General features: G+C 54.9%; 10 protein-coding genes. 2 read left to right on the top strand and 8 right to left on the bottom strand.

What is annotated here, in order from left to right:
• The 7 genes from nuoG to lrhA all read right to left on the bottom strand — a co-directional run.
• On the bottom strand, positions 1-2,305 hold a 2,305-nt coding region (nuoG, locus tag ACW14G_RS14145), incomplete at its 3' end, for an NADH-quinone oxidoreductase subunit NuoG (RefSeq protein ID WP_455648647.1).
• Between the two features lie 32 nt (positions 2,306-2,337).
• Positions 2,338-3,675, bottom strand: a complete 1,338-nt coding sequence (gene nuoF / locus ACW14G_RS14140) for an NADH-quinone oxidoreductase subunit NuoF (RefSeq protein WP_065355793.1) — start codon at positions 3,673-3,675, stop codon at positions 2,338-2,340.
• On the bottom strand, positions 3,675-4,175 hold the full coding sequence (gene nuoE / locus ACW14G_RS14135; RefSeq protein ID WP_455648646.1) for an NADH-quinone oxidoreductase subunit NuoE: 501 nt from the start codon (positions 4,173-4,175) through the stop codon (positions 3,675-3,677). Before nuoE ends, nuoF begins: the two co-directional genes overlap by 1 nt.
• 2 nt (positions 4,176-4,177) lie before the next feature.
• Positions 4,178-5,983, bottom strand: a complete 1,806-nt coding sequence (nuoC, locus tag ACW14G_RS14130) for an NADH-quinone oxidoreductase subunit C/D (protein WP_163449085.1) — start codon at positions 5,981-5,983, stop codon at positions 4,178-4,180.
• Positions 5,984-6,074: 91 nt separating this feature from the next.
• Positions 6,075-6,749: an NADH-quinone oxidoreductase subunit NuoB gene (gene nuoB / locus ACW14G_RS14125; RefSeq protein ID WP_003861482.1), complete on the bottom strand. Its 675-nt coding sequence runs from the start codon at positions 6,747-6,749 to the stop codon at positions 6,075-6,077.
• Between the two features lie 15 nt (positions 6,750-6,764).
• A complete protein-coding gene (gene nuoA / locus ACW14G_RS14120; protein ID WP_064543881.1) occupies positions 6,765-7,211 on the bottom strand; it encodes an NADH-quinone oxidoreductase subunit NuoA in 447 nt (148 codons plus the stop codon).
• Between the two features lie 626 nt (positions 7,212-7,837).
• Entirely contained in the window at positions 7,838-8,779 is a 942-nt protein-coding gene (lrhA, locus tag ACW14G_RS14115; protein ID WP_163449086.1) for a transcriptional regulator LrhA, read from the bottom strand.
• 909 nt (positions 8,780-9,688) lie between these two features.
• Between lrhA and alaA the strand changes: the two genes are divergently transcribed.
• Together alaA and yfbR are read left to right on the top strand one after the other, a co-directional pair.
• Entirely contained in the window at positions 9,689-10,906 is a 1,218-nt protein-coding gene (alaA, locus tag ACW14G_RS14110; protein WP_064543877.1) for an alanine transaminase AlaA, read from the top strand.
• An 88-nt stretch (positions 10,907-10,994) separates the two neighbouring features.
• On the top strand, positions 10,995-11,594 hold the full coding sequence (gene yfbR, locus ACW14G_RS14105; protein ID WP_163448722.1) for a 5'-deoxynucleotidase: 600 nt from the start codon (positions 10,995-10,997) through the stop codon (positions 11,592-11,594).
• 73 nt (positions 11,595-11,667) lie between these two features.
• On the opposite strand, the gene ACW14G_RS14100 is transcribed toward yfbR, so the two are convergent.
• Complete coding sequence (locus ACW14G_RS14100; protein ID WP_223803051.1) at positions 11,668-13,500, bottom strand: SLC13 family permease; 1,833 nt, start codon at positions 13,498-13,500, stop codon at positions 11,668-11,670.
• Positions 13,501-13,505: the final 5 nt, after the last annotated feature.

Raw genomic sequence — 13,505 nt, 5'->3', positions numbered from 1 at the left:
GGAACTTGTTCCATGCCTGCGGGGAGTTCCAGCCCGGCGCCCAGGCGAACGGGATTTGCGAACGCGGCGCTGACGGCTGGTTGTTCCCTTCCATCGAGAAGGCAAACATGGTGTCTTTATCCTGCGGCTGACGCGGCTCGTGCACGCTGATGTTGGCGCGCATCGCCGTACGACCGCTGTAGCGGTGCGGTTCACGCGACAGTTTCTGACCGCGGATACGGAAGCTGGCGTCCGGCGCGGCATTTTTAATGCCCGCCAGCTGCGGCAGCTTCTCGATAGCCGCATCAATAACGTGATCGAGTTGCGTCCAGTCCACTTCACGGCTCTGCACGGTGCTGTGCAGCGAGTGCAGCCAGCGCCAGCTTTCCAGCATCACGGTGTTGCTGTCGTAGTAGGCCGGGTCATACACCTGGAAGAAACGCTGTGCGCGGCCTTCGTTGTTGATAACGGTACCGTCGCTTTCTGCGAAGCTTGCCGCAGAGAGCACCAGGTGCGCTTTGTCCATAATCGCGGTGCGCTGATGGTCAATCACCATCACCAGCGGCGCTTTGGCGAGCGCGGCGTCAACGCGTGCCGCAGAAGCGTGGCGATGCAGGTCGTTTTCCAGCACCACGACCGCGTCTGCCGCGCCGGTTTCCAGCTCGCTTAACGCCGCTTCCAGAGAACCGCCGCCAATCATGCCCAGACCAATGCTGTTCACCGCACGTGCGATCATGGTTACGCCAACGTCGGCGCCACGGCCCTTCAGCGCTTTCGCCACGTTGGCAGCCGCCTGAATAATCTCCGCGCTACCGGCGTTGGTGCCGGAAACGATCAGCGGTTTCTTCGCCCCGGCCAGCGCCTGGACGATCACGTCGATCTTGTTTTGCAGGTCGCGATCCAGGCCTTCAACGGCCGGCGCGCTATTGTCCAGCGCATGCGCGATAGCAAAACCAAGGCGTGCCTGATCTTCCACCGGCGCGCGGTAGGTCCACGCCGCGATGTCGTCAAGACGGGTATCGTCGACGTTGGTGACAAACAGCGGATGCTTCGCGCGCTGGCCGATGTTGAGGATCGCCGCAATCTGCCAGTCAGCCACTTTCTGCGCCGCCGCCATTTCACGCGCTTTGCCTTTCACCGCCTGACGTACCGCCAGAGCCGCGCGAGCGCCGGTTTGCGTCAGGTCTTCACCCAACACCAGCACCGCATCATAGGATTCAATTTCGCGCAGCGCTGGGGTATGAATACCGCCTTCACGCAGCACTTTCAGTACCAGTTGCAGACGTTCCTGCTCGCCCTCGGCGATACCGGTATAGAAGTTTTCCGCCCCAACCAGCTCGCGCAGCGCGAAGTTGCTTTCGATGCTGGCGCGCGGGGAGCCGATACCGATCACTTTCTTCGACTGGCGCAGAATATCTGCCGCGCCCTGCATCGCCTGCTCGGCGTTGAGGGTTATGAGGTCATCGCCACGGCGCTGAACCGGCTGACGCGGACGGTCTTTCAGGTTCACATAGCCATAGCCGAAACGACCACGGTCGCAGAGGAAGTAGTGGTTAACGGTACCGTTGTAACGGTTTTCGATACGACGCAGTTCGCCGTAACGTTCACCCGGGCTGGTGTTACAGCCCAGCGAACATTGCTGGCAGATGCTTGGCGCAAACTGCATATCCCACTTACGGTTGTAGCGCTCGGAATGCGTTTTGTCGGTAAACACGCCGGTCGGGCAAATTTCGACCAGGTTACCGGAAAATTCGCTTTCCAGGGTACCGTCTTCCGGACGACCGAAGTAGACGTTATCGTGTGCGCCGTATACACCCAGGTCGGTGCCGTCAGCGTAATCTTTGTAGTAACGCACGCAGCGATAGCAGGCGATGCAGCGGTTCATTTCGTGAGAGATGAACGGCCCCAGGTCCTGATTACGGTGGGTACGTTTAGTAAAGCGATAGCGACGGAAGCTATGGCCGGTCATCACGGTCATATCCTGAAGGTGGCAGTTACCGCCCTCTTCACAGACCGGACAGTCGTGCGGGTGGTTAGTCATCAACCACTCCACCACGCTCTCGCGGAACTGCTTCGCTTCTGCGTCGTCGATAGAAATAAAGGTGCCGTCGGATGCCGGAGTCATACAGGACATCACCAGGCGACCACGCGTGTCTTCCGCGTTCTGATATTGCTTCACCGCACACTGGCGGCAAGCACCGACGCTCCCAAGCGCCGGGTGCCAGCAAAAGTACGGAATATCAAGGCCCATAGAGAGACATGCCTGTAGCAGGTTGTCCGCTCCATTAACCTCGTATTCTTTGCCGTCTACATGAATCGTAGCCATTAGCGTGCTTCCAAAATAAATAAATCTTTAGATTACCAGCGCGTCTTAAGCAGGTTCGGCTGAATCCCATGAATTGCATGAGTGTTGCTGAACTGCTGCTTAATGCCTGCCTCGAATTCGTCGCGGAAATATTTAATGGCGCTCTGCAGCGGTTCAACCGCGCCAGGCGCATGCGCGCAGAAGGTTTTCCCCGGGCCTAAGAATCGACACAGTTGCTCAAGTGTCTCGATATCGCCAGGCTGCCCTTCCCCTTTTTCAAGGGCGCGCAGAATTTTCACGCTCCACGGCAGACCGTCGCGGCACGGCGTACACCAGCCGCACGACTCGCGGGCGAAGAACTCTTCCAGGTTACGCACCAGCGATACCATGCCAATCTCGTGGTCGACGGCCATCGCCAGCGCCGTACCCAGACGGCTGCCCGCTTTACCGATGCTTTCAAATTCCATCGGCAGATCAAGGTGCGCTTCGGTCAGGAAGTCAGTGCCCGCGCCGCCCGGCTGCCAGGCCTTGAATTTCAGGCCATCACGCATGCCGCCAGCGTAGTCTTCAAGGATTTCACGCGCAGTGGTGCCAAACGGCAGCTCCCAGAGGCCCGGGTTTTTCACGCGGCCAGAGAAGCCCATCAGCTTGGTACCCGCATCTTTGCTCTTCGAGATGTTCTGGTACCACTCGACGCCGTTCGCCAGGATAGCCGGGACGTTACACAGCGTTTCCACGTTGTTGACGCAGGTGGGTTTACCCCACACGCCGGAGCTCGCAGGGAACGGCGGCTTGGAGCGCGGGTTAGCACGACGGCCTTCGAGGGAGTTAATCAGCGCCGTTTCTTCGCCGCAGATGTAGCGCCCTGCCCCGGTGTGCACGAACAGCTCAAAATCAAAACCGGTACCAAGGATATTTTTCCCAAGCAGCCCCGCTTCGGTCGCTTCGGCAATGGCGCGACGCAGATGCTGTGCCGCTTCAATATATTCGCCGCGCAGGAAGATGTAGCCGCGGTACGCCTTCAGGGCGAACGCGGAAATCAGCATGCCTTCCACCAGCAGGTGCGGCAGCTGTTCCATCAGCAGGCGGTCTTTATAGGTGCCCGGCTCCATTTCATCGGCGTTACACAGCAGGTAACGGATGTTCATGGATTCGTCTTTCGGCATCAGGCTCCACTTCAGGCCAGTAGAAAAGCCCGCTCCGCCGCGCCCTTTCAGGCCAGCGTCTTTGACCTGGTTGACGATTTCGTCCGGCGCCATGCCGCCGAGCGCTTTACGCGCGCCGGCATAACCGTTTTTCGCCTGATACTCTTCCAGCCATACCGGCTGCTTGTCGTCGCGAAGACGCCAGGTCAGCGGATGGGTTTCGGGAGTCAGAATAATATTTTTCATTATTTATACTGCTCCAGTAGGTCAGGAATGGCTTCCGGCGTCAGATGGCTGTGAGTGTCCTCATCAATCATCATGGTCGGCCCCTTGTCGCAGTTGCCCAGGCAGCAGGTCGGCAGCAGAGTGAAACGGCCATCAAAGGTGGTTTGACCCGGTTTGATGTTCAGCTTCTTCTCAATGGCGGCCTGAATACCCTGATAACCCGTAATGTGGCACACCACGCTGTCGCAGTAGCGAATAACGTGGCGTCCTACCGGCTGGCGGAAAATCTGGCTATAGAAGGTCGCGACGCCTTCTACGTCGCTTGCGGGAATACCCAGCACATCAGCGATAGCGTAAATCGCGCCGTCCGGTACCCAGCCGCGCTGCTTCTGAACGATTTTCAGCGCTTCAATGGACGCCGCACGCGGGTCTTCGTAGTGGTGCATCTCGTGCTCAATCGCTTCACGCTCTGCCGCACTCAGCTCAAAAGCCTCGGTTTGTGGTTGTTGATTCTCGTGCATAATTAGCGGTCCACGTCTGACATAACAAAATCGATACTACCCAGATAGACGATCAGGTCGGATACCAGGCTGCCGCGAATCGCCGCCGGGATCTGCTGCAGGTGCGCATAGCTCGGGGTACGGATTCGGGTACGGTAGCTCATGGTGCTGCCGTCGCTGGTCAGGTAGTAACTGTTGATACCCTTGGTGGCTTCCACCATCTGGAAAGATTCCTGCGCCGGCATCACCGGGCCCCAGGAAACCTGCAGGAAGTGGGTAATCAGGGTTTCGATGTGTTGCAGCGTGCGCTCTTTCGGCGGCGGCGTGGTCAGCGGATGATCCGCCTTAAACGGCCCTTCCGGCATATTGTCGAGGCACTGCTGAAGAATACGCAGGCTCTGGCGCAGCTCTTCCACTTTCAGCATCACGCGGGTGTAGCAGTCAGAAACGCCACCGCCGGTCGGGATTTCGAAGTCGAAGTTTTCGTAACCAGAGTACGGACGCCATTTACGCACGTCGAAGCCGATACCGGTTGCACGCAGGCCGGCACCGGTAGTGCCCCACTCCAGCGCTTCTTTGGCGGTATAAGCAGCAACGCCGACGGAGCGGCCTTTCAGAATGGTGTTACGCAGCGCCGCTTTCTCGTAGGAATCAAGACGCTTCGGCATCCACTCAAGGAATTCACGCAGCAGGCGATCCCAGCCGCGCGGCAGGTCGTGCGCGACGCCGCCGATACGGAACCAGGCCGGGTGCATACGGAAACCGGTAATCGCTTCCACCAGATCATAGATTTTCTGGCGGTCGGTAAAGGCGAAGAAGACCGGGGTCATCGCGCCGACGTCCTGAATGAACGTTGAGATGTACAGCAGGTGGCTGTTGATGCGGAACAGTTCAGAGAGCATCACGCGAATCACGTTGACGCGATCCGGCACGGTAATCCCCGCCAGTTTCTCCACCGCCAGCACGTACGGCATTTCGTTCACGCAGCCGCCGAGGTACTCGATACGGTCAGTGTACGGAATGTAGCTGTGCCAGGACTGACGTTCGCCCATCTTCTCAGCGCCACGGTGGTGGTAGCCGATGTCCGGTACGCAGTCGACAATCTCTTCGCCATCAAGCTGCAGAATAATACGGAATGCACCGTGCGCAGACGGGTGGTTCGGACCGAGGTTGAGGAACATGAAGTCCTCGTTTTCGGTGCCGCGCTTCATCCCCCACTCTTCCGGTTTGAAGGTCAGCGCTTCCATCTCCAGATCCTGCTTGGCTTTGGTCAGCTCAAACGGATCGAATTCGGTGGCGCGCGCCGGGTAGTCTTTACGCAGCGGGTGGCCTTCCCAGGTCGGCGGCATCATGATGCGACGCAGGTTCGGGTGGCCGTTAAAGGTGATGCCGAACATTTCCCAGGTTTCACGCTCATACCAGTTGGCGTTCGGGAAAAGTTTGGTCAGCGTCGGTATGTTCAGATCGTTTTCAGACAGCGCTACCTTGAGCATGATGTCGCGGTTGCGGTCGATGGAGATCAGGTGGTAGAAAACGGAAAAATCCGCGGCCGGTAAACCGTCGCGGTGAGTACGCAGGCGTTCGTCCATACCGTGCAGGTCGAACAGCATGACGTAAGGTTTCGGCAACTTCTTCAGGAAATCGACAATTTCCAGCAGCTGTTCACGCTTAACCCAAACGACAGGAACCCCGGTGCGGGTGGCCTGAACGGTAAATGCATCCGGCCCAAAACGGTTGCGCAGTTCGCCGATGACCGGATCATCAAGGTGATCGCGGGTTTGCCATGCGGCCGCTTCTTGCGCGGTTAAATCGGTCATATTGTTCACCATTGCAAAAGGTCCGTGGTGACTGCCGGGAGTGGCCTTCGCGCTGTTGTATGTTGATCTGCGAAGTCAAAATGCCACCGCCCGCAGGCGCAAATTAAATCTCGTCAGGCGTGCGCAGATTGGTCACTGCAATGCGTTCGCCGCGTTTACGCTCGCGTTCCGACTGCATATTGGCGCGGTAAACGCCCTGATCGCCAACCACCCATGACAGCGGGCGACGCTCTTTACCAATCGATTCCTGCAGCAGCATCAGCGCCTGCATGTAGGCTTCCGGACGGGGTGGGCAGCCAGGGATATACACATCGACAGGAATAAACTTATCGACGCCCTGCACCACGGAGTAGATGTCGTACATGCCGCCGGAGTTGGCGCAGGCACCCATCGAGATAACCCATTTCGGCTCCAGCATCTGGTCATACAGGCGCTGAATAACCGGGGCCATTTTGGTGAAACAGGTTCCCGCCACCACCATCAGGTCTGCCTGACGCGGGGAGGCACGCAGAACTTCCGCACCAAAACGCGCAACGTCATGCACCGCAGTGAATGACGTCACCATTTCAACGTAGCAGCAAGAAAGGCCGAAGTTGTATGGCCAGATTGAGTTCTTACGACCCCAGTTGACCATATCGTGCATCGCGTGTTCGAGTTTCCCCATATACACGCTTTTGTTCACCTCTTGCTCCAGGGGATCGGTGACAATCTCCTGCTTTTGCAGAGGGTAACGGTCGTTCTCACCGTTAGGATCTATGCGGGTGAGCGTATAATCCATCTTATTGCCTCGCTTTTACTGCGTATTACGGTTAGTGACGCTGTCGGTTTCTGGGTTAACCAGCGTGCGGCGAGAACGTGCTGGCGTCCAATCCAGCGCGCCAATGCGAACGAGGTAAACCAGGCCGGCGAGCAGCACAAATATGAAAATGGCGGCTTCGATAAAGCCAACCCAACCGCTTTCACGGATGGACGTTGACCAGGCGTACAGGTAGAGCGCTTCCACGTCGAAGATGACGAAGAACATCGCGACCAGATAAAACTTGGCCGACAGGCGCAAACGTGCGGAGCCAACGGAGTCGATACCCGATTCAAACGGGGTGTTTTTGCTTCGCGCGCGCGCGCGACCGCCAAGGTACCAGCCGCCGATTAACATCAGGCAACACAGGCCAATGGCAATGATCAGAAAGATAGCGAATGCCCAGTGATGAGCGATGATTTCAGTGGATGTTGACATACGCAAAGCTTTACCAAATAAGTAGCACGACCTGCTCTGCTCTTACCGGCAGATGGACGCTACATCGATTCATGGGGAGGATTAAAAAACCTACAAACAGCCCAATTGGAAACGTAGACCGCAAAATGTTGAGGTTTTTTACTCCTTTCTATAACCTTTTGTCAACTTTAACAAAAGTTTCCTCACATTAATTTACATCAAAGGTATTTCATTAACATTACGTGCCCTTTGATTCGATTCGCTTCAGAAGACCTTACGGTTTACCTGTTGTTGAATCGTGTCCGTATTGTAGCATTAACCGGAATTACCCCTCTATTTTGACAGGATTTTCTGATGATTCATCCCCCCAAAGAGAGGTATTTTCTTGATCTAAGACACGCTTTTGTTAATTCGCCCTGTAAAACGGCAACAATCTATCCGTTTTTTTAACATTAGCAGGTGATATGACATCGCGTTTGGTGAAGGGGGAATTGATGGATGAAATATTTCTAATTACATGATTATTATCACATTATTAGATTCATTTTTTCTTCGGTATCGCAAAAGCACAAAAAAAGAACCGCAAACTCGTTTTTTATCGTCTACGATTCTTTTTTGCACTTACATTTTGTTACCACTTTTCAACCGGAATGTTAATCAATGTCCCTTTCAAACATGAGGGTATTTTCTCCGTCTTCCGGGGTATACATTCCCGCTGAGGGCCAGGGATTGTGGCGCGGTTCCTGAGACTGGAAGATCATCTGCGTCAGCTCGTTTTCACTCTGCGCATCATAGCTCAGCATATATTCGGTTTCCGGCAGCTCCGGCATCCCCTCGCCTTTACCCAACGCACGCAGATCCGGACTCATCATTTCCACCGGACGCGCAGTGACGCCAAGCCCTGCCTTCACCGCCGCGCGAACGGCTGAGAGCGTCGAGGCGACATAGGCCAATCGCCATGGCATGCCTGCGGCATCCAGCGTTTTAATAATCGTATCGCGGAACGGGCTCGGATCGTCAAGCAGCACCAGCGGCAGCGGCTCTTCAGGACGCAGCATAAATTCGGACGCACAGTACCAAAGCGTAGGTGAGGTACGCAGCACCGTCGAGGTAAAGCCTTCCAGCGGATGCGTGGTCAGCGCCAGGTCGACCTCTTTGTTCCGCAACATATCGCCCATAACGCTATGACGCTTCACGCGCACGTCAAGAGCCAGCTTCGGATAGGCCGAGCTAATTCGGTTTAGTAAAAAAGGAAGAATGGTGTCCGCCGATTCATCAGATGAGCCCAGCGTCAGTTGCCCCTGAAGCGGACTAAACATTAGCGACGTGCATGCTTCATCATTAAATCGCAGAATTTTTCGCGCATAGCCCAACAGCTGGATTCCATGCTCCGTCAGCAGCTTATTTCGCCCATGACGGGCGAAGAGCTCCTTTCCCACCAGCTGCTCCAGACGCTGCATCTGCTGGCTCACGGCGGATTGGGTTCGACATACCGCAGCGGCGGCGGCGGCAAAGGTACTCAGATCGGCAACAGCAACAAACGTTCTCAGCAGATCGAGATCGAGGTTCAGTATCGGACGATTGGCATTTATCATATTAATCCACTTACAGGTTCGGAGACCGGCCTGCCTTATTGATGCTGCACTCAAAAATTTCAGGCTAATCCTTTAATCATCTTTCACCAATCGCTGACGAATGACTGCCTGACGAGTGTCAGTATTAAAATTGTCTGTTGCCAGAGTCAGCAACAGTTCCTTTTAACAATATATCCTTTAGCCTGTAGCTATTTATCGGACTCCCCCCGAGCGAAGCCTTGCGTAGGAAGTGGCAAGAAGCGTCGTCACGATAATGCGCCAGGAAGATTGCTGTACGTTTTAAAATAAGCCAGTAAACATGATGAATAACAGTGAGTTATAAAAACAATCATTGATAATCATCAACGAAACTAACTCTTAAGGGTCTTACTAACCATAACATATTAACCGAAAACCATAAGATTTATAAGCCTAAATAAGCTGTATCTCAAAGGGAAAAAAGGTTCAGAATCAAAACAATTTAAGAAATCTAACAAATCACATTCATTACTTTTCAAAATATAAAAAAATATTAATCTTTATCGGATGCCGCCATTAACATCAACTTCACAAAAGTAGGTATCATTACTAATCCTTATTTGTTGGGATTTTATTTTAAATTAAAATGGTTGAAGCAGGCTTAAAGTATATCCTGGCCAACGATACCTAAGCTAAACCATTTCTTTTTTCTTAGACATAAAAACCACTTTATCGAGAAATGATGGCATATCGAACTGCAAAACAATAAATTAACAAAACATCAAACAAAGACAGCCGTCATTCCCCAGTAAAAAACAATGTTCCAACGACAAAAAATGAACAAAATCTTCTACTGCTAACCCTTCAAAACGGCGGGGATGGGGAGTACATTGTTCGGTGCTGACTTCCACGGCAGGGAGTGGCAATAACAGCTAAAAAGGTCAAAGGTTCATGTCCCCCATCGAAAAATCCAGAAAATTAGACAACGTTTGTTACGACATTCGCGGCCCGGTACTCAAAGAGGCCAAACGCCTTGAAGAAGAAGGCAACAAAGTTCTTAAACTGAATATCGGCAACCCGGCGCCTTTCGGGTTTGACGCGCCGGATGAAATTCTGGTCGACGTGATCCGCAACCTGCCGACGGCGCAGGGTTATTGCGACTCCAAAGGTCTCTATTCCGCGCGTAAGGCCATTATGCAGCACTACCAGGCGCGCGGTATGCGTGACGTCACGGTAGAAGACATTTACATTGGCAACGGCGTTTCCGAGCTTATCGTGCAGGCCATGCAGGCGCTGCTCAATAGCGGCGACGAAATGCTGGTACCGGCTCCGGACTATCCGCTGTGGACAGCGGCAGTGTCATTATCCAGCGGTAATGCGGTGCACTATCTGTGCGATGAGTCCGCCGGCTGGTTCCCGGACCTCGACGATATCCGCGCGAAAATTACCCCACGCACGCGTGGCATCGTGATCATCAACCCGAACAACCCTACCGGCGCGGTATACTCAAAAGAGCTGCTGATGGAGATCGTGGAGATCGCCCGCGAGCACAATCTGATCATCTTCGCCGACGAAATCTACGACAAGATCCTCTATGACGCGGCGCAGCATCACTCGATTGCCGCCCTGGCGCCGGATCTGCTGACCGTGACCTTCAACGGTTTATCCAAGACCTATCGTGTGGCCGGTTTCCGTCAGGGCTGGATGGTGCTCAACGGGCCGAAGAAACACGCGAAAGGCTACATTGAAGGGCTGGAAATGCTGGCCTCGATGCGCCTGTGCGCCAACGTTCCGGCGCAGCACGCGATTCAGACCGCACTGGGCGGCTATCAGAGTATCAGTGAATTTATTACGCCGGGCGGACGTCTGTACGAACAGCGTAACCGCGCGTGGGAGCTGATTAACGAGATCCCCGGCGTTTCCTGTGTCAAGCCACAGGGCGCGCTGTATATGTTCCCGAAAATCGACGCGAAACGCTTCAATATTCATGACGATCAGCGCATGGTGCTGGACTTCCTGTTACAGGAAAAAGTCCTGCTGGTTCAGGGCACTGCCTTTAACTGGCCGTGGCCGGATCACGTCCGTATCGTCACCCTGCCGCGTGAGGACGATCTGGAAATGGCCATCACCCGTTTTGGTCGCTTCCTCTCAGGCTATCACCAGCTGTAATCATCATCTGAATTGGCCGCCGGCATTTGCATCCGGCGGCCATCTCTGCGCACAATGCCTTTACTAAAGCTACTGAGTAAGGGTTGTTATGAATCAGAGTCATTTTTTTGCCCACCTCTCCCGCCTGAAGTTAATTAACCGCTGGCCGCTGATGCGCAACGTGCGCACCGAGAACGTCTCTGAACACAGCCTTCAGGTCGCGATGGTCGCTCACGCGCTCGCCGCCATTAAAAACCGCAAGTTTAACGGCCAGCTCAACGCCGAACGTATTGCACTGCTGGCGATGTATCACGACGCTTCCGAAGTGCTGACCGGCGATCTGCCGACCCCGGTCAAGTATTTCAACTCTCAGATTGCCCAGGAGTACAAGGCAATAGAAAAAATCGCCCAGCAGAAGCTCATTGAGATGGTACCGGACGAGCTGCGCGATATTTTTGCGCCGCTTGTCGACGAACATCAAAGCAGCGAAGAAGAGAAAGCGATTGTGAAGCAGGCAGACGCCCTGTGCGCCTACCTGAAGTGCCTGGAAGAGCTATCAGCCGGTAACAACGAATTCCTGCTGGCGAAAGGTCGTCTGGAGAAAACGCTGGCCTCACGGCGCAGCGAAGAGATGGATTACTTTATGGCAGTGTTCGTACCCAGCTTCCATCTTTCACTGGATGAAATAAGCCAGGACTCGCCGCTTTAATCCCCCCGACGACGGTGAGTTTGTAGGCCGGATAAGACGTTTACGTCGCCATCCGGCCTACCTATCCCGTTCATCAGAACGGGAATAAAATCGGCACCAGTATCACGCAGATAATCATCACCAGCACCGTAAACGGCACGCCGATTTTGACGAAGTCGCTGAAGCTGTATCTTCCGGGCCCCAGTACCAGGGTGTTTACCGGTGACGACACTGGCGTCATAAAGGCCGCCGAGGCCGCCATCGCGACGATCATCGCAAACGGATAGGGCGACACTCCCATCGATTTTGCCGTCGCCAGCGCAATCGGCGCCATCAGCACCGCCGTGGCCGTATTAGAGATAAACAAACCAATCGCCGCGCACATGACGAACAGACAGCCCAGCATCAGATAAGGCCCCTGCCCGCCGCCGACGTCCATCAGCCCTTTTACCACCAGATCGACACCGCCGGTTTTTTGCAGCGCTAACGCGAACGGCATCATCCCGACGATCAGGATAATGCTCGGCCAGTGAATTGATTTATAGGCGCTCTGGGCATCGATACAGCGGAATTTGCCCATCAGCAGACAGGCGATAATCGCGGCAATGGGGTTAGGAATTTCATCGGTGAGCATCAGCGCGACCATCAACACCAGGCAAAAGATGGCGTGCGGCGCCTGGCTGTGCGCCGGTGATGCATCGCTCACTTCAACCGGCAGATTGAGGACCACGAAATCGCGGCCATTCTGCGCCAGCTGGCTTATCTGCTTCCAGTTGCCGACCACCAGCACAATGTCGCCCAACTGCAGTGACTCATCCACGACCGAGCCATCGAGCGCTTCGCCATCGCGTTTCATCCCCACGACGTTCAGACCGTAACGGGTACGGAAGCCCATTTCACGAATGGTTTTACCAATCAGTTCGGACTCTGGAATCAGCGACACTTCCGCCATCCCGACGTCCAGCGCCTGATCGGAGAAATACTCGCCGCGCAGCACCATCGGCTCGAGCATCTGCTCGCTACAGAACTGACGCAGGTCGATTTCAGCGGCGGACATATCAATCAGCAGCACGTCGCGCGCGCGAAACTCAGATACCCCATTAACGTTCACAATCACCCGGCGAAAACGACGCCAGCGTTCCACCCCGATAATGTTGGCGCCATAGCGCTCGCGCAGCTTCATGTCGTCGAGACGCTGACCAATCATCGGCGAGCCGGGACGAATCGCCAGACGACGGGCACGGCCGGTCAGGTGATATTCTTTAATCAGATCGCGGAAGGTGCTGCGTTTACGGCTATCCCGCGGCTGGCTGCCATCATCGCCCTTCAGTAAAAAGCGCATGACCAGCATATAGAGGATGCCGAAGACCAGCACCACCAGACCAATTGGCGTGACGCTAAAGAAGCTGAAACCCTCAAGCCCCTCACGAATAAGCTCACTGTTGATAACCAGGTTAGGCGGCGTAGCCACCAGCGTCATCATACCGCTGATAAGCCCGGCAAAGCTCAGCGGCATCATTAAACGCGAAGGGGAAATATTCATGCGCGCCGAGACGCTAAGTACCACCGGGATAAAGATAGCGACGACGCCGGTCGAGCTCATAAACGCCCCCAACCCGGCGACGGTTAACATCAGGAATACCAGCATTTTGGTTTCGCTGTTTCCCGCCACCTGTACCAGCCAGGAGCCCATGTTGGTCGCCACACCGGTGCGCACGAGGCCGTCGCCGATAATAAACAGCGCGGCAATCAAAATCACGTTAGGGTCGCTGAAGCCAGAAAAAGCTTCGCTTAGGGTCAGCGTGCCGCTGAGCACAAAGGCCACAATGATGCCCAGCGCGATCGCATCCATGCGCACCTTGCCGGTGGCGAAAAGCACCACCGCAATTGCAAGCAGACATAGCACCCAAATCAGTTCACCGTTCACAGCAC

The organism is Kluyvera sp., assembly GCF_965301105.1.
Note: the sequence above shows the minus strand (reverse complement) of the source record. Positions and strands in the feature narration are given on the sequence as shown.

Bases quoted from the DNA above. Each gene is read 5' to 3' on its own strand.
- nuoF (WP_065355793.1), bottom strand. From the start codon at position 3,675: ATGAAAAATATTATTCTGACTCCCGAAACCCATCCGCTGACCTGGCGT.
- nuoE (WP_455648646.1), bottom strand. From the start codon at position 4,175: ATGCACGAGAATCAACAACCACAAACCGAGGCTTTTGAGCTGAGTGCG.
- nuoC (WP_163449085.1), bottom strand. From the start codon at position 5,983: ATGGTGAACAATATGACCGATTTAACCGCGCAAGAAGCGGCCGCATGG.
- nuoB (WP_003861482.1), bottom strand. From the start codon at position 6,749: ATGGATTATACGCTCACCCGCATAGATCCTAACGGTGAGAACGACCGT.
- lrhA (WP_163449086.1), bottom strand. From the start codon at position 8,779: ATGATAAATGCCAATCGTCCGATACTGAACCTCGATCTCGATCTGCTG.
- alaA (WP_064543877.1), top strand. From the start codon at position 9,689: ATGTCCCCCATCGAAAAATCCAGAAAATTAGACAACGTTTGTTACGAC.
- yfbR (WP_163448722.1), top strand. From the start codon at position 10,995: ATGAATCAGAGTCATTTTTTTGCCCACCTCTCCCGCCTGAAGTTAATT.